This is a genomic window from Ruegeria sp. YTSA168 (genome assembly GCF_059610045.1).
This window is the reverse complement of sequence record NZ_JBXWMW010000003.1, coordinates 285,332-310,401: the sequence shown is the minus strand read 5'-3', so window position 1 is coordinate 310,401 and position 25,070 is coordinate 285,332. Positions and strand designations below refer to the sequence as shown.

Here is a 25,070-nt window from a genome sequence, read left to right as displayed (position 1 = left end):
TTGAAAAGTAGTTTAATGGTAAACTAAATTTCGTTCGACCTGCGCCGAGAGGGACACATGGCTGCACAATCTTTTGATCTGATCGTTATCGGGGCTGGTCCGGGAGGCTATGTCGCTGCAATCCGCGCCGCGCAGTTGGGTCTGAAGACCTGCGTGGTAGAACGAGAGCACCTGGGCGGCATCTGCCTGAACTGGGGCTGTATCCCGACCAAGGCGCTGCTGCGCTCGTCTGAGGTGTTTCACCTGATGGAGCGCGCCAAGGATTTTGGCCTGAAGGCGGACAAGATCGGATATGATCTGGACGCAGTCGTCAAACGGTCTCGCGGTGTAGCGGGGCAGCTTTCGGGCGGCATCGGACACCTGTTGAAGAAAAACAAAGTGACCGTCGTGATGGGGGAGGCGACGATCCCCGCCAAAGGTAAGGTCACTGTCAAAACCGACAAAGGCACCGAAGAGCTGACGGCCAAGAATATCGTGCTGGCCACCGGCGCGCGTGCGCGTGAATTGCCGGGGTTGGAGGCCGATGGTGATCTGGTCTGGACATACAAACATGCGCTGCAACCGCCGCGGATGCCCAAGAAGCTGCTGGTTATCGGGTCCGGCGCCATTGGTATCGAATTCGCCAGCTTCTACAATACACTGGGTGCGGATACGACCGTGGTCGAAGTGATGGATCGCGTGCTGCCTGTCGAAGATGCCGAGATCAGTGCCTTTGCCAAGAAAGCCTTCACCAAACAAGGCATGACCATCATGGAAAAGGCGATGGTTAAGCAACTAGACCGCGCCAAAGGCAAAGTCACCGCGCATATCGAGGTGAAGGGCAAGATCGAGAAACACGATTTCGACACCGTGATCTCAGCTGTTGGTATCGTCGGCAATGTCGAAAACCTTGGGCTTGAGGCTCTGGGTGTGAAAATCGACAGGACACATGTGATCACGGATGAATATTGCCGCACCGGCGTCGAGGGTCTCTATGCCATTGGCGATATCGCAGGCGCGCCTTGGCTGGCGCATAAGGCGAGCCACGAAGGCGTCATGGTCGCGGACCTGATCGCGGGCAAGCATGCGCATCCGGTAAAGCCCGAAAGCATCGCAGGCTGTACGTATTGCCAGCCTCAGGTCGCCTCGGTCGGATATAGTGAGGCCAAAGCCAAAGAGTTGGGCTACGACATCAAAGTCGGTCGCTTTCCCTTCATCGGCAATGGCAAGGCCATCGCATTGGGCGAACCCGAAGGTCTGATCAAAACCGTCTTTGACGCCAAGACGGGAGAACTGCTGGGTGCGCATATGATTGGTGCAGAAGTCACGGAACTGATACAGGGCTATGTGGTTGGCCGCCAGTTGGAGACCACGGAAGAGGACCTGATGAACACCGTCTTCCCGCATCCGACCTTGTCAGAGATGATGCACGAAGCCGTGCTGGATGCCTATGGGCGCGTAATCCACATGTGAGGGAAGGGGGCTCTGCCCCCGTCGCGGCAAGCCACGACTCCCCCGAGGTATTTTCAAACAGAAGAAGCAGGGTATCCGAACTTCTTCTGTTCCCAAATACCTCGGAGCGCGAGGCAGAGCCTCGTAAAAGACTTACTTATTCAAAGCGTCCAGAATGCGCGCCCAGGAACGGATGCCCTTGTGGAAGCTTTTGACGTCGTATTTTTCGTTGGGTGAATGGATGGCATCATCGTCATTGGCATAACCAACCAGCATGGAATCCAGCCCAAGCACGGTATTGAAGTAACCGACAACGGGGATAGAGCCGCCCATCCCGGTAAAGACCGCCTCGCGGCCCCATTCGTCAGACAGCGCGCCGCGTGCGGCTTCGAATTCAGGCCGGTTCAGATTCATGACCGAGGCTGGCGATCCTTCCAGATCGCTGTCCCATACGACCTTGGCATCTGGTGACAGGCGATCTTCGACATGTTTGCGGATTTTGTCACGCAGCGCGTCCGGATCCATGTCACCCACCAGGCGGCAGGTGATCTTGCAATGCGCCTCGGATGGGATGACCGTTTTTGAACCTGCACCGTTGTAGCCACCCCAAAGCCCGTTCACCTCGAGCGTTGGCCGGGCCCATTGCTGTTCAAGCGTGGAATAGCCCTTTTCCCCATGCGGTTGGCTGTAGCCGACCGAATTCAGGTACTCGGCTTCGTCAAACCCGCAATTCTGCCATTGGCGCAACTGCTCGGCAGGCACTTCGTGGACGCCTTCGTAGAAGCCTTCCACGGCAACGCGGCCGGTCTCATCGTCGTAGAATGAATCCACGATTTTCGAAAGCTCGCGCAGCGGGTTCAGGCCGGGACCGCCATAGTGGCCCGAATGCAGGTCGATACGCGGCCCCACGATAGTGAATTCATCCTTGAGCATCCCGCGCAGTTGCGAAGCAATCGACGGCCCCCCCCGCGACACCATCGAGGTATCGCAGACCAGTGCCAGATCGGCCTGCAATTCGTCCTTGTTGGCTTCCAGAAACGGCACCAGAGAGGGTGAGCCGGATTCCTCTTCACCCTCGAAGAAAAATGTGATGCGGCAGGGCAGGGTGCCGTGAACCGCTTTCCAGGCGCGGCAGGCCTCGACAAATGTCATCAACTGGCCCTTGTCGTCCGAGGATCCGCGCCCGCGGATGACCTGCCCATGCTCTGTATCTTCGAGGGCCGGATCAAACGGATCTCGATTCCACAAGTTCAGCGGATCGACAGGCTGCACGTCGTAATGGCCATAGAACAAAACATGCGGTCCGTCTTGCCCTTCGCCCACATGGCCTACAACCATCGGATGGCCTGGTGTTTCTCGTTTTTCGGCTTGAATACCAATGCTTTGCAAATCCCTGACCAACCAATCGGCAGCCTGATCAACCTGCTCCTTGTAGGCAGGATCGGTCGAGATCGAAGGGATGCGCAGCAGTTCCATCAAGCGGTCGATCGCGCTTTGCAGGTCATCGTCGATCCGGTTGAGCACTGAGTCTAAAGACATGAAGGGTTCCTTTGTGGTGCACTGTTTGTGCGGAAATCTATCAGTGTCGTCGCCAAGGTCCAGTCAACCGGCTGCGTAAACTGACCTTCATATCAGAAACTGTCCAAAAGATCGCATGGTGCCTGCGTCGTTTCCTCGCGCCAGATATCCGCAACTTTACTTGTCGAGGCGGGAACAAGGCTGTATTTGATGCAAATCAAAGTTGGGTTTACCCGTTGGCGATAGGCCGACTAACAGGTGAATGAAAACGCGTCCTAGACAGTGCAAGCTGTGACGCTGGAAAGAATATGCCCGGTTTTCTGACCGTTCACCGGGCGGCCAAGGAGGGTCCTTTGGACTATACTGCTCAGCTCGATACAGCGATTGCCAGGCTGCATGACGAAGGACGTTACCGGACTTTCATCGACATCGAACGCCGCAAGGGACATTTCCCTCATGCGGTGCGTACGCGTCCGGATGGGTCAACGCAGGATGTTACTGTGTGGTGCGGCAATGACTATCTGGGTATGGGGCAGAACGCGGTAGTTCTGGATGCGATGCACGAAGCCGTTGATGCTGCTGGCGCAGGGTCTGGTGGAACCCGCAATATCTCGGGCACCACGGTCTATCACAAGCGGCTTGAGGCCGAGCTTGCCGATTTGCATGGCAAAGAAGCGGCCCTGCTGTTCACCAGTGCCTATATTGCGAATGATGCAACACTCAGCACACTGCCAAAGTTGTTCCCGGGCCTTATTATCTATTCCGACGCGCTGAACCATGCCTCGATGATCGAAGGCGTACGCCGCAACGGCGGGTCCAAACGCATCTTCCGCCACAATGATGTGGAGCATCTGCGTGAGTTGCTGGAAGCGGATGATCCCAACGCCCCCAAGCTGATCGCGTTTGAATCGGTCTATTCCATGGATGGTGATTTTGGTCCTATTGAACACATTTGCGATCTGGCCGATGAATTCGGTGCGCTGACTTACATTGATGAGGTCCATGCGGTTGGCATGTATGGTCCACGTGGCGGTGGCGTGACCGAGCGGGACCGTCTGGCTCATCGTATCGACATCATCAACGGCACGCTGGCCAAGGCCTATGGCGTGATGGGGGGCTATATCGCCGCCAGCGAAAAGATGTGTGACGCGGTACGCTCTTACGCACCGGGATTTATCTTCACCACGTCTCTGCCGCCAGCGGTTGCCGCGGGGGCTGCTGCCTCGGTGGCCTATCTGAAAACCGCGCCCGAGTTGCGCGAGCAGCATCAAACCCAGGCCAAGATCCTCAAACTGCGGCTGAAAGGGATGGGACTGCCGCTGATTGATCATGGCAGCCACATTGTGCCCGTGATCGTGGGCAACCCGGTCCATACAAAAATTCTGAGCGACCGGTTGCTGGATGACTATGGCATTTATGTGCAACCGATCAATTTCCCGACTGTTCCGCGCGGGACCGAACGGTTGCGGTTTACGCCGTCTCCTGTGCATGGACCGGGCGAAATGAACCGCTTGGTTCAGGCGATGGACGAACTTTGGTCACATTGTGCGCTAAATCGCGCCGAACTTGCCGGATAATCTTACGCCAAAGTGTGCAACTTATTTGCCACGTGTTAAGCTTACGCTAACAAAAGTAGCGGACGAATCGTCTATGGGGGATGATTCGGCGTTAGCGCGAAACGCGTGACAGGCAGAATGGGGCGGCAGGCATGATTGGGCGCAGATCACAGCGCGAATCTGAGGAATGCGTGGAGTTCAGGCCAAAGGGCTTTGACGACTACGAAGTGCGTCTGGGTGACCAGATGCGCGGTGAACGCGCCACCATGGGCAAGTCTCTTCTGGATGTGCAGCGAGAGCTGCGGATCAAGGCCAATTACATCGCTGCCATCGAAAACGCCGATCCTGACGCGTTTGATACACCCGGCTTCATTGCCGGGTATGTTCGTTCCTACGCCCGCTATCTGGGCATGAATCCGGATGAGACCTTTGCCAGCTTCTGCGAAGAAAGCGGTTTTGAGGTTGCGCATGGAATGTCGGCCGAGGCCTCGGTTGTGCGTAAGCCTTCCGGTGATGTGCTGGCACGCGGTCCGATGGGACGTGACCCGTTCATCTCGCCAAATACGCCTTATATTCCGGGCAAGGAATCTCTGGTCAGCCAGATTGAACCGCGCGCGATTGGCTCGTCGCTGGTGCTGTTGGCAGTGATTGCAGGCATCGGTTATGGCGGTTGGTCTGTTCTGAACAAAATTCAGCAGGTGCAGGTCAGCCCGGTTGAACAAGCGCCGGTTGTTCTGTCGGATCTGGACCCGCTGGATGCGGCCCGGACCAATACAGCCGAGATCGAAACGGCGGCGGTCAATACCGAAGCGCTGGATCGCCTGTATCGCCCGCAAGCCTTGGATGTTCCGGTTCTGGTCGCACGTGATGCGCCGATCTCAACGCTCGATCCGCGTGATGTGGGCACCTTCCGCCCACCGGAATTGCCCGAAGTTGTTGTGGCTGACATTCATACCGTCGAGCGCCCAAGCCTGCCACAGGTTGTTGAACAGATCGACACAACCCTGAAAATCGTGGCCGTTGATCCGGCTTGGATGCGCGTTACGGCTGCCGATGGCAGCGTGATTTTTGAAGGCACACTGGGCACGGTCGAACAGGGCAATGTGTTCGAAGTACCCCTAACTGAAGAGCCGCCACAGCTGCGGGCAGGGGCGTCCGGTTCGGTCTATTTCTCGATGGATGGCCAGCATTTTGGCCCGGCAGGTGCCCCTGGTACTGTCGCCAAGGGTGTCGTTCTATCCAAGGACGCCGTGTCGGATGTCTATGCGGTGGCCGATCTTGAGGCCGAGCAGAACAGCGCCCTAAAGCAGTTGGTCGCTGAGCTGCAGACAGACGTGGCAGAACAGCACTCTGAGTGATCTAGCCATTGCGGTACCCCGGTTGGCGGACTATCTAAAGACGCAACTCAGGCAGATGCGGACCGGTCCCAATGTCCCTCAATCATGTACGCCCCTGGCGGAATATCTATCGTCGTAAATCTCGTCAAATCATGGTGGGGAACGTGCCGGTTGGCGGTGACGCTCCGATTGCGGTTCAAACCATGACCAACACGCTGACCACGGATGTGGCGGCGACGGTGGCGCAGGTTCAGGCAGCGGCAGAGGCAGGTGCAGACATCGTCCGCGTGTCGGTGCCGGATGAGGCGTCTTCCAAAGCGCTGAAAGAGATCGTGCGCGAAAGTCCTGTGCCGATCGTGGCAGATATCCACTTTCACTACCGTCGCGGGATCGAGGCAGCAGAGGCGGGTGCCGCCTGCCTGCGGATCAACCCGGGCAATATCGGCAGTGAAGAGCGCGTGAAAGAGGTCATCCAGGCCGCGCGCGATCACGAGTGTTCCATCCGGATCGGCGTGAATGCGGGCAGTTTGGAAAAGCACCTGCTGGAGAAATACGCAGAACCCTGCCCCGAGGCGATGGTTGAAAGCGGGTTGGAACATATTCGCATTCTGCAAGACAATGACTTTCACAATTTCAAGATCAGCGTAAAGGCCAGCGATGTATTCCTGTCGGCAGCCGCCTATCAGGGCATTGCCGAAGCCACAGACGCGCCGATCCATCTGGGCATCACCGAGGCCGGAGGGCTGGTCAGTGGCACCATCAAATCCGCCATCGGCCTAGGCAATCTGCTGTGGATGGGCATCGGGGACACGATCCGCGTCAGCCTGTCTGCCGACCCGGTGGAAGAGGTCAAGGTGGGGTATGAGATCCTGAAATCCATGGGGCTACGCCATCGCGGGGTGAACATCATCTCGTGCCCGTCCTGCGCGCGTCAGGGCTTTGACGTGATCAAGACGGTTGAAGCGTTGGAACAGCGGCTGGAACATATCAAGACACCGATGTCCCTGTCGATCATCGGTTGCGTGGTGAATGGCCCGGGTGAAGCGCTGATGACCGATGTGGGCTTTACCGGCGGTGGGGCCGGGTCCGGCATGGTCTATCTGGCGGGCAAGGCCAGTCACAAGATGTCCAACGATCAGATGATCGATCACATCGTGGAAGAGGTTGAAAAGAAAGCGGCGGAACTGGACGCCGCGGCTGAGGCGGCGGCGTAACACCACACCAAACCCGAGGAGGCTCGGCATGTATCTCAAGGCAATTGAACAAGGCGGTATCGCAGTTGTCACCGGAGCTGCCAGCGGCGTAGGCCGCGTCGCGGCGAACCGCTTCGCGCAGGCGGGGCTGAGCGTCGTTCTCGCGGACCTTGACGGTCTTGCTTTGGACGAGGCAATCGAAGAGGTTCGCGCTCAAGCAAAAGGTGGCGCTGAGGTCTTTGGCGTTCCTACCGATGTCACCAAACAAGAAGACGTCAATGCATTGGCAGACAAGGTATTCGCAACAGGACCAGTTGCCGTTCTCATGAACAATGCTGGGATCAGCCTGCCGACCAATACCTGGTCTGAATGGGAGAATTGGCAAAAAATTTTAGAAGTCAATTTGCTCGGTGTTCTCCGCGGCGTACAGGCGTTTGTCCCACGCATGATAAAGGCAGATCGCCCTGCTGTGGTGATTAATACAGGTTCCAAACAGGGTATCACTACACCGCCTGGTAATCCGGGTTACAACGTCAGCAAAGCAGCGGTGCGCGTTCTCAGTGAACAATTGGCCCATGAACTGCGGCAGGCGGAGGCTCCAATCTCGGTTCACCTGTTCGTTCCTGGCTTCACCTACACTGGTATGACTGCTTCGTTCTTTCCTGAGAAGCCTGCAGCTGCTTGGACGAGCGAACAGACAGTTGACCATTTCGTTGATCGCATGTCGAAGGGTGAGTTCTATATTCTTTGTCCGGACAACGACGTGGATAGCACGCGCGACAATCGACGGATCGAGTGGAATGCAGTCGATCTGATAGAAAATCGGCCTCCGCTTTCTCGCTGGCATCCAGACTATGAAGCGAAGTTTGCCATTTTTGAGAAGACCGGCAAATAGATCACAAAAGGCCGCCAAAGCGGCCTTTTACGTGTTTAATGATCGCGTACCTGAGGTTCAGCCCCGGTCCGCGCGTACCCCATCCGCAATTTGCTGCATCTGATCGGCGGGCAGGAAGCCCCGCAGCATTTCGGTGCCCAGAACAAAGGACGGCGTGCCCGAAATCTGCATCCGTTGCGCCAATGCGCGCGTGCGGGTGATCTCATCGGTGACCTGATCGCTGTCCATGGCGGCGATGATGGCGTCGCTGTCCAAGCCCAGACCGTCCGAGATGCGGCGCAGAGTGACTTCGCTGGGTTCACCCGTGAATTCCAGCAGGGCGTCGTGTACCTGCTTATACGCATCATCCCCGGCCACATGTTTGGTGGCCACGGCAAAGCGCGACGACAGAACCGAGGCATCGCCAAGGATCGGGAATTCCTTAATCACCAAACGGATGTTTCCGTCAGCTTCTAGCAACTGCGCGACCTCAGGAACTGCGCGCCGGCAATAGCCGCAGCGGTAGTCCATAAACTCGACCAAAGTGATGTCGCCATCCAGGTTGCCACCCACCCAGCTGTATCCGTCATTGAACAGCTCATCCACATTTGCGGCGACCAAATCCTTGTCTGCGGCGGCTTCAGCGGCGGCGTTTCGCTGTTCCAGAATGTTGATCGCTTCCAGAATAACCTCGGGGTTTTCCAGAAGGTATTCGCGCACCTGCGCACCAAATTCGGCGCGTTCCGCATCGCTCATGGCGTTCAGATCCAACGATTGTGCCGGGCCTGCGATCAAGGAAAGCCCCAGAAGGGCGGGGGCTGCATGTCTGAGGATCATTTCCGTTTCCTTTTTGAGTTCTTCTTTGCGCGTTCCGACGCAATCAACACATCCTGCGCCCTTTGCCAACCCGGAGACCCTTCGGGCAATTGCCCGACGGCGCGCCTTGCGTGGATCCCAGCATCAGCCAGCCGGCCTTGCAGGGCATATCGTTCAGCGGTGACGGCGGAGGCCATCCCATTATTGCCGACCTGTGCATAGGCCAGTCCCAAATCCCGCATCAGGCGAGCATTGCGAAAATCGCGGGCTCGTGCCTTTTCAAGCACATGCAGGGCGTCCTTGGTCTTGCCTTGCGCCAACAGGGCACGCCCATAGCCTGCCAGAATCAACGAGTCATTTGGTGCCATTTCAACCGCTTGACCATAGGCTTGAACCGCCTCAGCCAGTTGTCTGTTTTCCAACAGGATTTGGCCTTTGAGTTCATAGTAGAACGGATCATCCGGGCGAATGGCCAGCGCTTTATCAATGGCGGCGCGGGCACTGGCCAGATTGCGGTTCTGATGGTGGGCCGACGCCTCACGCATCATGCGGATATCGCGGTCGGTTTCTTCCTTGGCGCGGCGCAGGGTCCAGGACGGGGTGCGCAAAAAGGCCGACAGCTTGCCTTTGATCCGTGCAAACCAATAGTCGGCATTTGCGTTGGGCTGGGCCCTGTCGCCGAATTCTTCCAGAAACGACTCGGCCGCGCGCAGGCGTTCGCGGCTGGTGGGGTGCGACCGCATATAAGGGTCCTGATTGGCCGTGCTCAGCAGTTCCTGTCCGGCGAATTTGCGGTGCAGCGTGACCATCCCACTGGGGGAGATACCAGCCCATCGCAAATAGCTGGCCGCGCTGCGATCGGCCGAGGCCTCTTCGGCCCGTGTATGCCCCAGAAAGCTGCGCAAGGCAGAACCCTGCACACCTGCCGCGATCCCGGCAGCGGCCTCTCCACCCCCCGCCGCAGCTGCGATCAGCGCCAGCGCGGTGCCAAGGCCTGCATTGCGTTGCGCCGCGCGCAGGTTTTCTGAGCGCCGCGCCAAATGCCCATTGGCGATATGCGCGGCTTCGTGTGCGATCACAGCTTGCAGCATCTCAGGGCTGTCGACGCCCAGAATCAGGCCGTAATTCAGATAGATCGCGTTGTAGTCGATCACAAACGCGTTGAACGTGCGGTCATTGACCACCAGGATCTGCACCCGGTTGGTGTTCAGTCCGGCAGCGCGCAGAACGGGAAAGGCCAGCTCTCGCAGGCCGTATTCGATATCGGGGTCGCGGATCAGGCTTTGCGCATGGCTCTGCACTGCGGCCGTCAGCCAAAGGACAGCCGCAAGTATCAGGGCCGGGATTGACGCCAACCGGGATACGCGTTCAAAAGCCATGGCTGCAACATGGGAGATGGGCATGAGAAACTCAACCCGATCCGGGGTCGATCCTTTTATTGTGATGGACGTGATGGAGGCCGCGCGCAAAGCGGAGGAGGCCGGACGCCACATCATCCACATGGAGGTTGGCCAGCCCGGAACCGGCGCACCGACAGGCGCGACCGAGGCATTGGCCCAGGCGATGCAGCAGGGTCCGTTGGGCTATACGGTGGCTTTGGGCCTGCCCGCGCTGCGCCAGCGCATCGCGCGGATGTATGGCGATTGGTATAATGTCGATCTGAACCCCGAACGCGTGGTGATCACTCCGGGGTCGTCGGGCGGGTTTCTGCTGGCATTCACGGCGCTGTTCGACAGCGGAGATCGCGTCGGAATCGGCGCGCCGGGATATCCGTCCTACCGTCAGATTCTGAAAGCGCTGGGATTGGTCCCCGTGGACTTGCCGACCGCGCCCGAGAACCGATTGCAGCCTGTGCCATCCGATTTCGCAGGGCTGGACCTGCAAGGCCTGATGGTCGCGTCCCCCGCCAACCCGACCGGCACCATGCTGGATCGCGCGTCTATGCGCGCGCTGATCGACGCGGCGCAGGGTCAGGGTGCGTCCTTCATCAGCGATGAAATCTATCATGGGCTGGAATATGAGGCCAAAGCCGTCACCGCGCTGGAACTGACGGATGAATGCTACGTGATCAACTCATTCTCCAAGTATTTCTCGATGACCGGCTGGCGTGTCGGCTGGATGGTCGTGCCCGAGGATCAGGTGCGCGTGGTCGAACGCATTGCCCAAAACATGTTCATCTGCGCCCCCCACGCCAGTCAGGTGGCAGCCTTGGCCGCGATGGAGTGCGAGGAGGAACTGCAAGCCAATCTAGATGTCTATCGCCGGAACCGTGCATTGATGCTGGACGGTCTGCCCAAGGCGGGGTTCACCAATATCGCGCCGCCCGATGGGGCGTTTTATGTCTATGCCGATGTGTCGGACCTGACGGATGACAGCCGCGCCTTTGCGGCTGAGATTCTGGATAAGGCGGGCGTTGCGGTCACGCCGGGGCCGGATTTCGACCCAAAACGCGGGCACACGACCCTGCGGTTTTCTTACGCACGCGCAACTGTCGATATCCAAGAGGGGCTGTCGCGGCTACGGGCGTTCATGTCCGAGCGTGGCGCGTTGGCCCATCAGGCCTGACCCGTTCACAAAAGCTGCGAATTGGTATAGGCTGCCCGCCAAACGATCTCGGGAAAACTTGAGGCCATGAGCAGGATTCTCTATTGCATCGCGCTGATCTGGGCGCTGTCTGGTGCTGCGGTCGCGCAGAATTTCAGCGCCCTTGCACGCATTCAGCCGGACCAAAGCCGCATTGTCGACACCGGTCGCACCGGTGTGCAAATCGATCTTGGCCTTAGCCAGGGGGTGCCTTACCGCATTTTCACCCTGCGTGATCCCTACCGAATGGTGATGGATTTTCAGGAGGTCGACTGGAGTGGCCTGAACAGTGCAGACTTCCTGCAATCCGAGCTGATCAGCGGCGTTCGGTTTGGTGCATATGTTCCCGGCTGGTCTCGAATGGTGCTGGAACTTGGTGCGCCGATGGCCGTGGATACGGCCGAGATGCAGATCGATCCGAATGCTGGCACGGCCTTGCTGACGCTCAACCTCAAGGGCGTTGATTTCGACGTGTTCAACGCCTCGGCAGGTGAGCCCAAGAATCCCGGTTGGGATCTCCCCGAACCTTCGCTGACCGGTCAGGTGACCCCTCGCAAGTCAGACGGACCGTTGCGCGTAATGCTGGACCCCGGCCATGGCGGTATCGATCCGGGGGCCGAGGTGGGCGGGATCACCGAGAAGACCATGATGCTGACTTTTGCGCGCGAACTACGGGAAATGCTGTTGCGTTCCGGCGGGTATGAGGTGGTGATGACCCGCGTGGACGATCAGTTTGTTTCACTGGAACGTCGCATCGCGCTGGCGCATCGGGCAGGCGCGGATGTGTTCATCTCGCTGCATGCGGATTCGCTGTCTGAAGGGCAGGCCCATGGTGCGGCGGTTTATACCTTGTCGGATGAGGCCTCGGACGTGGCCAGTGCAAAGCTGGCCGAACGCCACGATCGCGCGGATTTGCTGGCGGGTGTTGATCTGAAAGGCGCTGATGATGAGGTCACGGATGTGCTGCTGGATCTGGCCCGGCAAGAGACAGAACCCCGTACAGATGCGCTGGCGCAGGCCCTGGTCAATGGGATGGCACAGCAGGGCGGACCGATGAATCGCAAGCCTTTGCGCACCGCGTCCTTTTCGGTGCTGAAGGCCGCAGATATACCTTCGGTTCTGGTGGAATTGGGATTTTTATCCAGCCCCAGAGACCTGGAAAACATCAAGAACCCCGATTGGCGGGCCAAGATGGCCTTTGGGATTTATCAGGGGCTTGAGGACTGGAACCAGCAAGATGTGATCAGGCGGTCCCTGATTGGACAGTGACCTGACGCCTCAAAACGGCTAGAATGCGCCTGTGGTTTTGACCCTTGGGCGGTGCGCCCCTATATAGGCGGCAGCGCGAGAAAAAGGCAGTAACGTGATCCGGTTTGTTCTTTCGATTTTCGGGGCGATCTTCAGCCTCGTGACATTGGGTATTTTTATGGCGGCGCTGGTGGTTGGAGCCGTGTTCTGGATGTATGGCCGTGACCTGCCCAGCCATGAATCACTGGCCCAGTACAAACCGCCAACAATCAGCCGGATTTATTCAGGCGAAGGCCAGCTGATCGACGAGTTCGCGCAGGAACGTCGTCTGTTCACCCCGTCCGAAGAAATCCCTGATCTGGTGAAGCAGGCGTTTATCTCGGCAGAAGACAAGAATTTTTACAGCCATCAGGGCTATGATCCGCGCGGGATCATCGCGGCTGGGGTTGAGGCGGTGCGGTCAAAGGGTGAAACCGTGCGCGGGGCCTCGACCATTACGCAGCAGGTTATGAAGAACTTCCTGTTGTCCGGCGACCGCCGGGCCGAGCGCAAGATCAAGGAAATCATCCTCGCCACCCGGCTTGAGGATACGCTGGACAAGGAACAGATCCTCGAACTCTATATGAACGAGATTTTCCTGGGTCAGAACTCTTATGGTGTAACCGCTGCCGCCCAGACCTATTTCAACAAGACCTTGCAGGAACTGGCCCCACACGAGGCGGCAACGCTGGCCTCGATGCCCAAGGCACCGTCCGATTATCACCCGGTCCGGCAAAAAGAACGCCTGCTCGCGCGCCGCAACTACGTGCTGCGTGAGATGAACCAGAACGGCTATATCGATCAGGCGACTTATGAGGCCGAGGTCGAGATGCCGCTGCGGTCGGTCCAGAACGGCGATTTCGAAAGCTTCCGCACCGCGCTGCCGCCGCGCGATTATTTCACCGACGAGATCCGCCGCCAGCTGAGCGAGGATTTTGGTGAGGGCGAATTCTTCACCGGTGGTTTCACTGTCCGTGCCTCGGTTGATGAAGAGATGCAGGTGGAAGCGGCCCGTGCGCTGCGCGAGGCTTTGCAGAAATACGACCTGTCCCGCGGTAAATGGCGCGGAACCGGCGAGGTGATCGCCGAAGAACAGCTGGCGGATGAGGCGCAGTGGCGCGAGGTGCTGTCTCTGATGGAAATCCCGCGCGATGTGGTGCTGCCGACCCAATGGTATCCGGCGGTGGTGCTGGACGTGGCCGAGCAGCAACTGACGGTCGGGATCGAGGCTGGGCCATCCGATGGCATTATCCCACGCTCGGACATCAAGTGGATGCAGGGCAATTTCTTCGACAATTTCAAACGCGGCGACGTGATCCTGGTGATGGCCGGAGAAGAGGGCCAATGGTCTGCCCGTCAGGTGCCCGAAGTGCAGGGCGGCTTTGTCGCGATGGACGTGAATTCAGGCCGTGTACTGGCGATGCAGGGTGGGTTTTCCTATCAGGACACGGTGTTCAACCGTGCGACCCAGGCGCAGCGTCAGCCGGGGTCATCTTTCAAACCCTTTGTCTATGCGGCTGCGCTGGACAGCGGGTACAGCCCCGCAACCATCGTTGTGGATGCGCCGATTGAAGTGAACACGCCGCAAGGTCTGTGGCGGCCCAAGAACTCGTCGAACAAGTTCTATGGCCCGACGCCGCTGCGTACCGGGATCGAACAGTCCCGGAACCTGATGACCATCCGTTTGGCGCAAGAGGTGACGATGCCTGTTGTCGCCGGTTACGCGGAACGGTTCGGCGTCTATGACCGCATGGGCGCTTTCCTTGCGAGTTCGTTGGGGTCCGAGGAAACCACGCTTTACAAGATGGTTGCGGCTTACGCGATGTTCGCAAATGGCGGTGAGCGCGTCGAACCCACATTGGTTGACCGCATTCAGGATCGGTTCGGCAAGACGATCTATCGCCATGATGATCGGCAATGTCTGGATTGTAACTCCAGCTGGCTAGAGCCGGATGAATCGCCCACGATTGAGACCAACCGCTCGCAGGTCATGGATGCGGTTACGGCCTATCAGCTGACTTCGATGATGAAAGGCGTTGTGGATCGGGGCACCGCCTCGCGTTTCGTGAACCTTCCGGTGCCGACCGCGGGCAAGACCGGCACGACCAACGATTCGAAAGACGCCTGGTTCATCGGTTTTACCTCGAATATCGTGGCGGGTTGCTATATCGGCTATGACCGCCCGCGCCCGATGGGCCGGGGGGCCTATGGCGGCACCATGTGCGGCCCGGTGTTCCAAAGCTTCATGGAAAAAGCGGTCGAGAAATATGGCGGGGGGCCGTTTGACGTGCCGCCGGGTGGTCATTTCATCAAGATTGATCGGTTCAGCGGCGCGCGTCTGCCTGCAGATGCCACGGGCGACTATGTTGTGGCTGAGTATTTCCGCGATGGCGTCGATGGCTTTATCGACCGGATTTATGATGGTGGCTTTGCTATCGGATCAGACTTGCCACTGTTCGAAGAGGTTCAGCGCGCTGGCGTTCAGGTTCAAACTTCAACCGGCGAAACGGTCACCGTGGGTCCCAAAGCCTCGCAAGGCGATGTGAGCACGGGCGGCCTCTATTGATCCGCAGCCGATAGCAACAGGCGCAACAGATCGGCTTCCTTGTCTTTCGCGAGGGGGCCGTTTGACCTCCAGTAGATCGACAACGCGCATTTGGCGGCGGCCCATTGGGCCAGACGTTGTCGTTTAACGCCAAGGGTATCTGCATAGAGCGTCAGGCATTTATGCATGTGATCCGGTCGTCGCACGAGCTGCGGCATGCCTTTGGGATGCCGGATCGCATTGGCCAGTTCAAAAGCCGGATCACCCAGATAACCTTTGGCATCGATCACGCGCGGGCCCGCGCTGGTGAGAATGATATTGTCCGGGTGTAGATCACCATGCAGCGGAGCAACCGCCGTCTGACTGTTCAGCAGGCTTTGCGCCAATTGGGTGGCCTGTTGCATATCCTGCACCAGATCGACGGGGCAGGAGGGGGCGAACTGGCATTCGAACAGGGGGCGGATCACCTGGGTCAGCGGGCGCAACTCCGCAATCTGCGGGGTGGGCTTGGCGTGCAGGCGCCTGGCCGTTTCTGCCAAAGTGATCAGGGCCTGATCATACTCTCCCCGCCGCGCGATATCTCCGAGCGTGGGGCCTTCGAGCCATTCCATCAGGATGGCTGTTTCGGTTTCTTTCAGAATCCTGACGGTACCCCGGTCTTGCCAGGCACTCAGGATTTGGGTTCCCGGTGTTTCGTTGCCGCGGTTCGGGCGGTGATAGAGCTTCAGCGCAGCTGCTGTACCATCGGTATCCAGAACCTTCCAAACACGGGCTGCGCCGGTTTCGGCAACCGGCTCGATCAAGGTCAGCTGCCAATCATCCAGAATCTCTTGCGGTGGGCCTTGCATTCACATCTCGCCTGTCTTGTGGTGGCCGTCACCTCTTGCTATCACGCAGGCCTGATTGAGCAAGTTGGGACAAGACCATGCGCGCCGAAACCCAGAATATCGTGGCGGAGATCGAAAAGTCGCTGGAGCTGCTGGCGCAGCGCATGGACTATGAAACCGCACCGCATCGGCTTGAGGAATACAACGCGCGTGTCGAGGACCCCAACCTGTGGGACAGCCCTGAAAACGCGCAGAAACTGATGCGCGAGCGGCAGATGCTGGTCGATGCCATCGAGACATACGAGTCCATCAAGACTGACCTTAGCGACAATCTCGAGCTGATCGAATTGGGTGAGATGGAAGAGGACGAAGAGGTTGTCACCGATGCCGAGGACGCCATCAAAAAGCTGGGGGCGAAAGCCGCCAAGAAAGAGCTTGAGGCGCTGTTGGATGGTGAGGCTGACAGCAATGACACATTCCTTGAGATCAACTCGGGCGCCGGTGGCACGGAAAGCTGCGATTGGGCCTCGATGCTGGCGCGGATGTATGTGCGCTGGGCCGAGAAGAAAGGTTATACCGTCGAGCTGCAATCCGAGACAGCGGGCGAAGAGGCTGGGATCAAGTCGGCGGCCTACAAGATTTCCGGGCACAACGCCTATGGCTGGTTGAAATCCGAAAGCGGCGTGCATCGTCTGGTGCGGATTTCGCCTTATGACTCGGCGGCCAAGCGGCATACCTCGTTCAGTTCGGTCTGGGTGTATCCAGTGGTGGACGACAATATCGAGATCGAGGTAAACCCGTCGGATATTCGCATCGACACTTACCGGTCGTCGGGTGCGGGTGGTCAGCACGTGAACACCACGGACTCGGCAGTGCGGATCACCCACATCCCGACCGGGATTGTTGTGACCTCGTCCGAGAAATCCCAGCACCAGAACCGCGACATCGCCATGAAGGCGCTGAAATCGCGGCTCTATCAGCAAGAGCTGGACCGCCGGAACGCCGACATCAACGCCGCGCATGAGGCGAAAGGTGATGCGGGCTGGGGCAACCAGATCCGGTCTTATGTTTTGCAGCCCTATCAGATGGTGAAAGACCTGAGGACAAACCATGAGACCTCGGACACCAAGGGGGTGTTGGACGGCGATCTGGATGGGTTCATGGCGGCGACGCTGGCGTTGAATGTGGCGGGCAAGAGCCGGTCCGAGGCGCAGGGCGAGTAAGTCGGCAGGGGGCTCTGCCCCCGCCGCGGCAGGCCGCGACTCCCCCGGGATATTTTTGGCCAGATGAAGCGGATCCGGTGTGCGTGTCCGCGGGCCGAAAAGATGTATTGAAACAGTGGGTTTTAATGGTCTGGTGGGGCGGCTAGGCTGGCTGTGACATTCACGACCCCTGCCGCTGGAGCCCAAATGGACATCACGGAATATTCTGCGCGGATGCTGATCGCGGACTTGTCAGAGCGGCGGGTGTCTGCGGAAGGCGTGATGCGCGCGACGCTGGAGCGGATCGGGCAGGTCAACGGCGCTGTGAACGCCATCGTGGCGTTACGGGATGAAGAGGCGTTGTTGGCGGAGGCCCGTGCGATGGATGCAGGGCCGATACGCGGGCCGCTGCATGGCGTGCCTGTGGCGGTGAAGGATCTGGTGAATGTGGCGGGTGTTGTCTCATCACAAGGGTCGCCGCTGTTTGACGGGTTCGTGCCCCAGACAGATGATCTGATTGCGGCGCGCATGCGGGCGGCGGGGGCGATCCTGATTGGCAAGACCAACACGCCCGAGTTTGGGCTTGGGTCGCATACCTTCAACCCGGTTTATGGGGCGACGCGCAATCCCTACGACGATGCGCGGACCTGTGGCGGGTCTTCGGGCGGTGCGGCGGTGGCCCTGGCGACCGGGATGGTAACGCTGGCCGATGGGTCGGACATGATGGGCAGCTTGCGCAACCCGGCCGCCTGGAACAACGTCTACGGGTTTCGGCCCAGTTGGGGCCTGGTGCCGTCGGACTCGGTTGGGGACAGCTTTCTGCACCAACTGTCAACCCTTGGTCCAATGGCGCGCAGCCCCGAGGATATTGGCCTGTTGCTGGATGTGATCGCCGGGTCTGATCCGCGATTGCCCTTGAACGCGCCCCAAAGGTCTGTATCGCCGGTTGAGCCATTGGATCTGACGGGGATGCGCATTGGTTGGCTGGCGGATTGGGGGGGTGCCTTCCCGATGGAACAGGGGATATTAGACCTCTGCGAAACGGCGTTGGGTGTGTTCGGGCAGTTGGGGGCCCATATCGAGCGTATACCGCCGCCTTTTGATGCGGAGCGTTTGTGGGACAGTTGGATCACGTTGCGATCTTGGTCTGTTGCTTCGGGTCTGGAGCCGTTGTCCCGGAACCGCGATGCCCTAAAAGACAGCGCGCAGTGGGAGCTGGATCGGGGTCTGGCGTTGTCGGCGATGCAAGTGCATCAGGCGAGCGTGGTACGGTCCGATTGGTTCCGAAAGGCAGTCGAGGTTTTTGACCACTACGATGCCCTGATTCTGCCGGCGGCGCAGGTCTGGCCCTTTGATGTCAACCTGCCGTATCCGACCGAAATCTCTGGGCGAGCCATGGATACGTATCACCGCTGGATGCATGTGACCCTGCCCGTCAGCCTGATCGGTCTGCCCTGCCTGGCGGTTCCCGCTGGTTTTGGGGCGCAAGGATTGCCGATGGGGTTGCAACTGTTCGGGCCGCGTGGGTCGGATGCTCGCCTGTTGTCCATTGGCGCGGCCTATCATGCGGCAACAGAGTGGCCCCAAAGGCGGCCCGCCTTGCAGTAACGCCTCACGGCGAGGAGGAGTTGAGATGGATAGACCCTTTGGCGTACCGAGTCTGCGCCCGGTGAACCGCGCGATGATACGGCAGGCACTGCATCAGGCCTGGGCTGATCTGCGCCGCGCGCCGGTCTTTGGTCTGATCTTCGCGGGGGTTTATGTTCTGGCCGGGTGGGCGATGGCCTGGATCACCGTGCAAACCGGCACTAGTTTCTGGCTGGTTCTGGCCGCGATCGGCTTTCCGCTGATCGGGCCGTTTGCGGCTGTCGGCCTCTATGAGGTCTCTCGTCGGCTAGAACAGGGGGAACCCCTTGATATACCTGCCGTGTTTGGCGTTGTGCTGCAGCAAAGCCGCCGCCAATTGCCCTCGATCTGCGCCATCATCGTTGTGATGTTTTTGTTCTGGTTCTTCTTGGGTCACATGATCTTTGCCCTGTTCATGGGGCTGTCGACGATGACGAACATATCCAGTTCTTTGGAGGTGTTTCTGACCCCCAACGGGGTGATGATGTTGGCTGTCGGCACGGCTGTTGGTGCGGTTTTTGCAACGCTGCTTTATATGATTTCGGTTTTGTCGATCCCGATGCTGCTGGATCGGGAACTGGATTTTGTCACCGCCATGATCGCCAGCTTTACCTATGTCTCACAAAATAAAATCGTGATGCTGGCCTGGGGGCTGTTTATCGCGGTTTTGACCTTTGTGGCGATGCTTCCCTGGTTTTTAGGTCTGTTGATTGTGCTGCCGCTATTGGGCCATGCAAGCTGGCATTTGTACCGGGGAATTTGCTGCGAGATCACGGCAGATTGATCGAATTGGCCGCCGCCCTGTCTTACGGCATCTGGACCGATTGCTCACCGGCGTTTGCAGTGTGCCGCGCAGCTTGAAAAACCGCTTCGGCATTTTGCTTGAGATGGTGCAGGACAACAGGCTGCGCCTGTTGCGGTTCAGAAGGTTTGATAACCGTACCGCGCCAAATCTCGGCATCCTGCGTCAGCACATATATCTTGCTGTTCTGGCCTCCGCGTTGCGATGTCAGGATATAGACGTGATCGCCTGCGGTGGCGGCAATCCCCTGAATTTCACGCGATTGCGGTGATGCGCCAGGCATATGGCCACGCGGGGTATAGCCTCGTATCAGGGTGCATTGGGGCCTGCGCGTGGCGTAGAGCAGGGTCAGACGCGGCGCAGTGGGTTGGTTTTCGGCGACGGTGTAGAAACCGGATGCAAAGGTCCTTTTGCTGCCCGCTTCGGAACCGGATCCCAGAAACTGGGTCAGGATTGAACTGGCGGGATGGTCTTCGTTCACCGGGATTTCGGCCAACGGGCTTAGGACAATCCGTGCATCGACATCAAAGAACCTGCATATCCGGTCCAATACGTCGGGGCGGGGGAAGCTTTCACCGGCAAGATAGCGATTAAACTGTGTACGGTTGATGCCAAGACTGCGACACAGGGCCGAGACCGAGGGGTAGTCGCGCGCAAGTTGCCTGAGATTCGACCCGAACATGGCCCGAAGCTCTGCTGGGCTGCGAATGTCGTCGATCATGTTCATCCCCGGCGCTTCTACTTCTTTGCATCATCAATGCTGAGGCTTACGGATGACCGTAGACATTCAGAAATTGCAAAGATGACCACAAACAAGGCGGCCTCTCCCCAGGTCGCATTGCGGGGCCGAGGCTAACGCTCCGTAAGCCAAAGGCAATAGGCTTTATTCTATTTTGTTTGAGGTTTTTGCGGGAAGAATGAGCGTTATGGTAAAAATAACGCACATAATGCCACCTGAATGCCCAAATCTTTGGGCGAGTCGGGGCTGGCAAACCAACCCCGCCCCGGATTTGGGACGGGGTCAGGGGGTCTGTTTGATCAATCGCCGCGCAACAGGGCGGCAACGCCGGTGCGGGCGATTTCGATCAGCCCCAGCGGGCGCATCAGATCGGCAAAGGCGTCGATTTTGTCAGGCGCGCCAGTGATTTCAAAGATGAAAGAATTCAGCGTGCTGTCGACCACATTGGCGCGGAAGATATCGGCCAGACGCAGCGCTTCGACCCGTTTGTCGCCTTCGCCGACGACCTTGATGATTGCCAGTTCCCGCTCGACCGAGGGGCCCTCGACCGTCAGATCATGCACTTTATGAACCGGAACGATCCGGCCCAGCTGTGTTTTAATCTGTTCGATCACCTGCGGCGTGCCGGTGGTCACGATGGTGATGCGGCTGAGGTGGCCGGTATGGTCCACCTCGGCCACGGTCAGGCTTTCGATGTTGTACCCGCGGCCCGAGAACAGGCCGATCACACGAGCCAGAACACCGGGTTCGTTCTCGACCAGAACAGCGATCGTGTGCCGTTCCTGTACGTCCGAGAAGGTAGGCCGTAGGTTATAGGCCGAATGGCGGGTGGAGCCTTTTTTGATATGTAGGGCAGACATGCTGAGCTAGTCCTCTTCATAGCGAAGGTTTGAAACACCTTCTGCATTCTCTAGAATTTTCCAAATTGCAGCGCGCAGCGTGTCCACCTTTGGCGCCGCATGATATTTCTTGAACAGTTTTCTTACATGCTCGGTCTTCGGCGAGAATTGAACCAGATGGCCGTCGCCATAGTTCGAACATCCGAAAACCAACGCGAATGGTTCGTCGTGTTTAACCTCGTGATACCAACCCCAATCCTCGGCGCAGGCAAACGTGATCTTGTGACCAGATTGACCAAGTTCCCGACACAGAAAGTCACTGAGTTCCTTTCCAAAAACGCCTGGATTGATGAAATCATCAGCTTCGTCGTTCAACTCGTCCTGAGTCGGTTGAAAGCGAGTTGCATCGAAGCTGATCATTCCAGGCGTCATACCAGAACCGAACCTTTGCTATCGATCACGCCTTGCGTTTCGGCCTCGCCCAGCAGCATCTCGTTGTGGGCTTTGCCCGACGGGATCATGGGGAAGCAGTTTTCGTGCTTTTCAACAAGGCAGTCAAAGATCACCGGACCGTCATAGTTGATCATCTCCATGATCGCGTCATCCAGATCGGCGGGGTCGGAGCACAGGATACCCTTGGCCCCGAAGGCCTCGGCGAGTTTGACGAAATCGGGCAAGGCCTCAGACCAGGAATGCGAATACCGCTCGCCGTGCAGCAGCTCCTGCCACTGGCGCACCATGCCCAGACGTTCGTTGTTCAGGATGAACTGCTTCACCGGCAGCCGGTACTGAACGGCGGTGCCCATTTCCTGCATGTTCATCAGCCAAGATGCCTCACCAGCAACATTGATCACCAGCGCATCCGGGTGCGCCATCTGCACGCCGATCGAGGCCGGGAAGCCGTAGCCCATCGTGCCCAGACCACCGGATGTCATCCAGCGGTTCGGATCTTCGAACCCGAGGTATTGCGCGGCCCACATCTGGTGCTGGCCCACTTCGGTGGTGATGTAGCGATCATGCTTCTTGGTCAGTTCCTCAAGCCGTTGCAGCGCATGCTGCGGCTTGATGGTCTTTTCGCTGGCGGTAAAAGCGAGGCAATTAACCTTACGCCAGTCCGCGATCTGCGCCTGCCATTGTTTGACATTCGCCGCATCCGTCTTGCGGCCCCGCGCTTTCCAGATCTTCAGGATATCTTCAAGCACATGGGCGACATCGCCCACAATCGGGATATCCACGCGGATGACCTTGTTGATCGAGGATGGATCGATATCGATATGCGCTTTCTTCGAATTGGGCGAGAACGCATCGATCCGGCCTGTGATCCGGTCGTCGAACCGTGCGCCGATATTGATCATCAGATCACAATCATGCATCGCCATATTGGCCTCATACAGACCATGCATCCCCAGCATACCCAACCAGTTTTTTCCCGAAGCCGGATAAGCACCCAGCCCCATCAGGGTCGATGTAATCGGAAACCCGGTCGCATCCACCAGCTCGCGCAGCAACTGGCTGGCGGCAGGGCCAGAGTTGATGACGCCGCCGCCTGTATAGAATACCGGCTTTTTCGCGGTTTCTATCGCGGCAACCAGCTCGGTGATCTCTTCCAGATCACCTTTCAGCACAGGCTGGTAGTGTGAGTTTGATGGCTTGGGCGGGGTGTATTCCCCCGATGCAAACTGCACGTCCTTGGGAATGTCGACCAGTACCGGGCCGGGGCGGCCCGAAGTGGCAACATGGAAGGCCTCGTGCATGGTTGCGGCCAGCGCATCAGTGTCCTTCACCAGCCAGTTATGCTTGGTGCAGGGGCGGGTGATGCCAACCGTGTCGGCCTCCTGAAACGCGTCCGAGCCGATCATGAAGGTCGGAACCTGGCCGGTCAGAACAACAATAGGGATCGAGTCCAACAGCGCGTCGGTCAGGCCGGTCACCGCATTGGTGGCGCCGGGGCCAGAGGTTACAAGCGCAACGCCGGGCTTGCCGGTCGACCGCGCATAACCTTCGGCGGCGTGCACCGCACCCTGCTCGTGGCGCACCAGAATGTGGCGAATGTCGTTTTGCAGAAAAATCTCATCATAGATCGGTAGCACGGCGCCGCCGGGGTATCCGAATACCGTGTCCACGCCCTGATCCTTAAGGGCCTGAACCACCATCTTTGCGCCGGTCATCTCACGTGTCATCTGCTTTGCTCCGTTCGCGACATGTGTCTTGCGTTTGACAAAAAAAAGCCCCCGATGTTTTCGGAGGCGCATGGGTTCGATTATGGTTTACCGTTACCGGCCCATGCGCTTGTTTCCCACGATTACGACTAGCGTTCTCATCGCCAGAGGCTCCTTTTTTGCGTGCAGGGACATTATGAGCGGCGCGCAAGGGCGTCAACAGGCAATTGCACCAATTTTCTATCTTCAAGAAGTTATTTTGCGACATTTTATTGCGCAGATTGCCGCAGGCTGGGAATTTTAGCGAAAAATGATGTCTTGGGCGCCGGTTGGGATGGATATTCGCCAGTCTGAATGCGTCAAGCAAATGTCCAAAATGGGCATGATCGGGCGGTTTAACTGAGTCACGCTGACAGAGACGGGACTACGAGGGAGGTATGTCATGCTGCATGATCTGGTGGATTTGGGCCGCTATCCCATCGACCGGCCAGGTTCACAGGCTTATGACCGGATGATTGATGATGTTCAGCGCGAACTGAGCGAAGATGGCTGTGCGGTATTGCCGGGTTTTGTGCATCCCGGCGGGCTCGAATTGTTGGTGAAAGAGGCCGACGCGGTGTCGCCGCAGGCCCATCGCTCCTTCAACCGAACGAACGCCTATTTCACTAAAGATGATCCGCGGTTCGGAATCGGCCATCCCATCCGCCGCTTCTATGAACGATCGAATGCCTTTGTCCCGGCGGACAATTTCCCTAAATCCGGACCCCTGCGACGGATTTATGAGTTTGACGGGTTCATGCCCTTCATCCGGACCGCGCTGGAGGAGCCTGCGGATCGGTTCTTTCGCTATGACGACCCGCTGGCGGATGTGATCATCAATGTCGTGGAAGCGGGGCAGGGCTTTCCCTGGCATTTCGACACAAACAACTTCACGGTGACTCTGGCCATTCAAAATGGTGAAGACGGGGGTGCGTTCGAATATGCGCCGAACCTGCGGACTTCGGAGGATGAGAATTTCGGTGCAGTCTCTGCCGTTCTGGATGGCGACATGTCGCGCGTGCGCCGGTTGGAACTGCAGCCAGGCGATCTGCAAATCTTCAAGGGGCGGTATTCCCTGCACCGGGTCGCGCCGGTTTTTGGGACCCGCCAAAGATATGTCGGCATCTTTTCCTTTGTGGAAACCGAAGGAATGTGCGGCGGGGTCGAGCGCACCCGGCAGCTATACGGTCGCGTCCTGCCGCATCATTATGAGCGTGAAGGCACACGGCAGGATCAATTGCTGGATTGAGCCAGCAGAACATGTAGCATGATCCTGAAGCAGGCCGGAGGTTCCAATGCCCGAAGTGCTACAGATTACGCCGTTTGTTCTCTGCGCGTCACTGGAGGCGCAGATTGATTTCTATTGCCGACGTTTGGGGTTTGAGTGCGGATTCAAGCAGGATAACTATGCCTTTCTGTCGCGGGGGTCAGTTGCTGTCCGGTTGCTGGAATGCCCGCCACGCACCGATGGCAAACCTTTGGGTGATAACCAGTCCTTTTACATCGATGTGAAAGGTATTGATGCGCTCTATGACAGTTTGAAAGATGGTTTGAGCGACCTGCCCGAGGGACGCGTGCGGCCACCTTTTGATCAGCCCTACCTACAGCGCGAGTTTCACGTCCTGGATGAGGACGGGACCTTGATCTTTTTCGGGGAAGATATTCGCCCTCGAAATTAAAGCCTCCCGCCCCTCGGC

The 25,070-nt window shown here is 58.2% G+C and carries 21 protein-coding genes; 13 read left to right on the top strand and 8 right to left on the bottom strand.

What is annotated here, in order from left to right; translation table 11 throughout:
• The first annotated feature begins 57 nt into the window (after positions 1–57).
• Positions 58–1,452: a dihydrolipoyl dehydrogenase gene (gene lpdA, locus AC2FFE_RS08185; protein WP_496817447.1), complete on the top strand. Its 1,395-nt coding sequence runs from the start codon at positions 58–60 to the stop codon at positions 1,450–1,452.
• Between the two features lie 132 nt (positions 1,453–1,584).
• Here the strand turns inward: lpdA and AC2FFE_RS08180 are convergent, their stop codons facing one another.
• The gene (locus AC2FFE_RS08180; RefSeq protein WP_496817448.1) at positions 1,585–2,970 is read right to left on the bottom strand and encodes a dipeptidase; all 1,386 of its coding nucleotides are present in this window, start codon (positions 2,968–2,970) and stop codon (positions 1,585–1,587) included.
• A gap of 332 nt (positions 2,971–3,302) precedes the next feature.
• On the opposite strand from AC2FFE_RS08180, the gene hemA reads away from it, so the two are divergent.
• The 4 genes from hemA (at position 3,303) to AC2FFE_RS08160 (ending at position 7,930) form a co-directional block, all read left to right on the top strand.
• Positions 3,303–4,526, top strand: a complete 1,224-nt coding sequence (gene hemA / locus AC2FFE_RS08175; RefSeq protein WP_496817449.1) for a 5-aminolevulinate synthase — start codon at positions 3,303–3,305, stop codon at positions 4,524–4,526.
• A 131-nt stretch (positions 4,527–4,657) separates the two neighbouring features.
• Positions 4,658–5,863, top strand: a complete 1,206-nt coding sequence (locus AC2FFE_RS08170) for a helix-turn-helix domain-containing protein (protein WP_496846376.1) — start codon at positions 4,658–4,660, stop codon at positions 5,861–5,863.
• A gap of 71 nt (positions 5,864–5,934) precedes the next feature.
• Positions 5,935–7,056 carry a flavodoxin-dependent (E)-4-hydroxy-3-methylbut-2-enyl-diphosphate synthase gene (gene ispG / locus AC2FFE_RS08165; RefSeq protein WP_496817451.1) on the top strand — a complete coding sequence of 374 codons (1,122 nt, stop codon included), beginning with the start codon at positions 5,935–5,937 and terminating at the stop codon, positions 7,054–7,056.
• 28 nt (positions 7,057–7,084) lie between these two features.
• Positions 7,085–7,930, top strand: a complete 846-nt coding sequence (locus AC2FFE_RS08160; RefSeq protein ID WP_496846375.1) for an SDR family NAD(P)-dependent oxidoreductase — start codon at positions 7,085–7,087, stop codon at positions 7,928–7,930.
• A gap of 57 nt (positions 7,931–7,987) precedes the next feature.
• On the opposite strand, the gene AC2FFE_RS08155 is transcribed toward AC2FFE_RS08160, so the two are convergent.
• Both AC2FFE_RS08155 and AC2FFE_RS08150 read right to left on the bottom strand, forming a co-directional pair.
• Positions 7,988–8,746: a DsbA family protein gene (locus tag AC2FFE_RS08155; protein ID WP_496846374.1), complete on the bottom strand. Its 759-nt coding sequence runs from the start codon at positions 8,744–8,746 to the stop codon at positions 7,988–7,990.
• Complete coding sequence (locus AC2FFE_RS08150; RefSeq protein WP_496846373.1) at positions 8,743–10,128, bottom strand: M48 family metalloprotease; 1,386 nt, start codon at positions 10,126–10,128, stop codon at positions 8,743–8,745. The genes AC2FFE_RS08155 and AC2FFE_RS08150 overlap by 4 nt, the downstream gene beginning before the upstream one ends.
• Between AC2FFE_RS08150 and AC2FFE_RS08145 the strand changes: the two genes are divergently transcribed.
• From AC2FFE_RS08145 to AC2FFE_RS08135, 3 genes are all read left to right on the top strand, one after another.
• Entirely contained in the window at positions 10,127–11,290 is a 1,164-nt protein-coding gene (locus AC2FFE_RS08145) for a pyridoxal phosphate-dependent aminotransferase (RefSeq protein WP_496846372.1), read from the top strand. The genes AC2FFE_RS08150 and AC2FFE_RS08145 overlap by 2 nt on opposite strands.
• Before the next feature lie 66 nt (positions 11,291–11,356).
• On the top strand, positions 11,357–12,577 hold the full coding sequence (locus AC2FFE_RS08140) for an N-acetylmuramoyl-L-alanine amidase (protein WP_496846371.1): 1,221 nt from the start codon (positions 11,357–11,359) through the stop codon (positions 12,575–12,577).
• Positions 12,578–12,671: 94 nt separating this feature from the next.
• Positions 12,672–15,161, top strand: coding sequence for a penicillin-binding protein 1A (locus AC2FFE_RS08135; RefSeq protein ID WP_496817457.1), 2,490 nt, complete (start codon positions 12,672–12,674; stop codon positions 15,159–15,161).
• Here AC2FFE_RS08135 and AC2FFE_RS08130 read toward each other — a convergent pair.
• Positions 15,155–15,988 (bottom strand): aminoglycoside phosphotransferase family protein, encoded by an 834-nt coding sequence (locus tag AC2FFE_RS08130; protein WP_496846370.1) that lies wholly within the window; start codon positions 15,986–15,988, stop codon positions 15,155–15,157. The two genes, AC2FFE_RS08135 and AC2FFE_RS08130, sit on opposite strands and share 7 nt — an antisense overlap.
• A gap of 77 nt (positions 15,989–16,065) precedes the next feature.
• On the opposite strand from AC2FFE_RS08130, the gene prfB reads away from it, so the two are divergent.
• From prfB to AC2FFE_RS08115, 3 genes are all read left to right on the top strand, one after another.
• Positions 16,066–17,190, top strand: a complete 1,125-nt coding sequence (gene prfB / locus AC2FFE_RS08125; RefSeq protein ID WP_496817459.1) for a peptide chain release factor 2 — start codon at positions 16,066–16,068, stop codon at positions 17,188–17,190.
• Between the two features lie 186 nt (positions 17,191–17,376).
• Complete coding sequence (locus tag AC2FFE_RS08120) at positions 17,377–18,777, top strand: amidase (RefSeq protein WP_496817460.1); 1,401 nt, start codon at positions 17,377–17,379, stop codon at positions 18,775–18,777.
• A gap of 25 nt (positions 18,778–18,802) precedes the next feature.
• Positions 18,803–19,579, top strand: coding sequence for a DUF2189 domain-containing protein (locus tag AC2FFE_RS08115; protein WP_496817461.1), 777 nt, complete (start codon positions 18,803–18,805; stop codon positions 19,577–19,579).
• Positions 19,580–19,601: 22 nt separating this feature from the next.
• On the opposite strand, the gene AC2FFE_RS08110 is transcribed toward AC2FFE_RS08115, so the two are convergent.
• The 4 genes from AC2FFE_RS08110 to AC2FFE_RS08095 all read right to left on the bottom strand — a co-directional run bounded on the left by AC2FFE_RS08110 (position 19,602) and on the right by AC2FFE_RS08095 (position 23,355).
• Positions 19,602–20,318, bottom strand: a complete 717-nt coding sequence (locus AC2FFE_RS08110; RefSeq protein ID WP_496817462.1) for a helix-turn-helix domain-containing protein — start codon at positions 20,316–20,318, stop codon at positions 19,602–19,604.
• 317 nt (positions 20,319–20,635) lie between these two features.
• Positions 20,636–21,196, bottom strand: coding sequence for an acetolactate synthase small subunit (gene ilvN / locus AC2FFE_RS08105; protein WP_496846369.1), 561 nt, complete (start codon positions 21,194–21,196; stop codon positions 20,636–20,638).
• Positions 21,197–21,202: 6 nt separating this feature from the next.
• Positions 21,203–21,595, bottom strand: a complete 393-nt coding sequence (locus AC2FFE_RS08100) for a hypothetical protein (RefSeq protein ID WP_496846368.1) — start codon at positions 21,593–21,595, stop codon at positions 21,203–21,205.
• Between the two features lie 8 nt (positions 21,596–21,603).
• Complete coding sequence (locus tag AC2FFE_RS08095) at positions 21,604–23,355, bottom strand: acetolactate synthase 3 large subunit (RefSeq protein ID WP_480826812.1); 1,752 nt, start codon at positions 23,353–23,355, stop codon at positions 21,604–21,606.
• A gap of 421 nt (positions 23,356–23,776) precedes the next feature.
• On the opposite strand from AC2FFE_RS08095, the gene AC2FFE_RS08090 reads away from it, so the two are divergent.
• Together AC2FFE_RS08090 and AC2FFE_RS08085 are read left to right on the top strand one after the other, a co-directional pair.
• Entirely contained in the window at positions 23,777–24,622 is an 846-nt protein-coding gene (locus AC2FFE_RS08090) for a HalD/BesD family halogenase (protein ID WP_480542526.1), read from the top strand.
• A gap of 46 nt (positions 24,623–24,668) precedes the next feature.
• Entirely contained in the window at positions 24,669–25,052 is a 384-nt protein-coding gene (locus AC2FFE_RS08085) for a bleomycin resistance protein (protein ID WP_170530538.1), read from the top strand.
• Positions 25,053–25,070: the final 18 nt, after the last annotated feature.

Coding starts and splice junctions, on each gene's coding strand:
- AC2FFE_RS08140 (WP_496846371.1), top strand. CDS start 11,357: ATGAGCAGGATTCTCTATTGCATCGCGCTGATCTGGGCGCTGTCTGGT.
- AC2FFE_RS08145 (WP_496846372.1), top strand. CDS start 10,127: ATGAGAAACTCAACCCGATCCGGGGTCGATCCTTTTATTGTGATGGAC.
- AC2FFE_RS08150 (WP_496846373.1), bottom strand. CDS start 10,128: ATGCCCATCTCCCATGTTGCAGCCATGGCTTTTGAACGCGTATCCCGG.
- prfB (WP_496817459.1), top strand. CDS start 16,066: ATGCGCGCCGAAACCCAGAATATCGTGGCGGAGATCGAAAAGTCGCTG.
- AC2FFE_RS08085 (WP_170530538.1), top strand. CDS start 24,669: ATGCCCGAAGTGCTACAGATTACGCCGTTTGTTCTCTGCGCGTCACTG.
- AC2FFE_RS08115 (WP_496817461.1), top strand. CDS start 18,803: ATGGATAGACCCTTTGGCGTACCGAGTCTGCGCCCGGTGAACCGCGCG.
- AC2FFE_RS08160 (WP_496846375.1), top strand. CDS start 7,085: ATGTATCTCAAGGCAATTGAACAAGGCGGTATCGCAGTTGTCACCGGA.
- AC2FFE_RS08155 (WP_496846374.1), bottom strand. CDS start 8,746: ATGATCCTCAGACATGCAGCCCCCGCCCTTCTGGGGCTTTCCTTGATC.
- ilvN (WP_496846369.1), bottom strand. CDS start 21,196: ATGTCTGCCCTACATATCAAAAAAGGCTCCACCCGCCATTCGGCCTAT.
- lpdA (WP_496817447.1), top strand. CDS start 58: ATGGCTGCACAATCTTTTGATCTGATCGTTATCGGGGCTGGTCCGGGA.
- AC2FFE_RS08170 (WP_496846376.1), top strand. CDS start 4,658: ATGATTGGGCGCAGATCACAGCGCGAATCTGAGGAATGCGTGGAGTTC.
- AC2FFE_RS08130 (WP_496846370.1), bottom strand. CDS start 15,988: ATGCAAGGCCCACCGCAAGAGATTCTGGATGATTGGCAGCTGACCTTG.
- AC2FFE_RS08100 (WP_496846368.1), bottom strand. CDS start 21,595: ATGATCAGCTTCGATGCAACTCGCTTTCAACCGACTCAGGACGAGTTG.
- AC2FFE_RS08110 (WP_496817462.1), bottom strand. CDS start 20,318: ATGATCGACGACATTCGCAGCCCAGCAGAGCTTCGGGCCATGTTCGGG.
- AC2FFE_RS08120 (WP_496817460.1), top strand. CDS start 17,377: ATGGACATCACGGAATATTCTGCGCGGATGCTGATCGCGGACTTGTCA.
- AC2FFE_RS08095 (WP_480826812.1), bottom strand. CDS start 23,355: ATGACACGTGAGATGACCGGCGCAAAGATGGTGGTTCAGGCCCTTAAG.
- AC2FFE_RS08090 (WP_480542526.1), top strand. CDS start 23,777: ATGCTGCATGATCTGGTGGATTTGGGCCGCTATCCCATCGACCGGCCA.
- ispG (WP_496817451.1), top strand. CDS start 5,935: ATGTCCCTCAATCATGTACGCCCCTGGCGGAATATCTATCGTCGTAAA.
- AC2FFE_RS08180 (WP_496817448.1), bottom strand. CDS start 2,970: ATGTCTTTAGACTCAGTGCTCAACCGGATCGACGATGACCTGCAAAGC.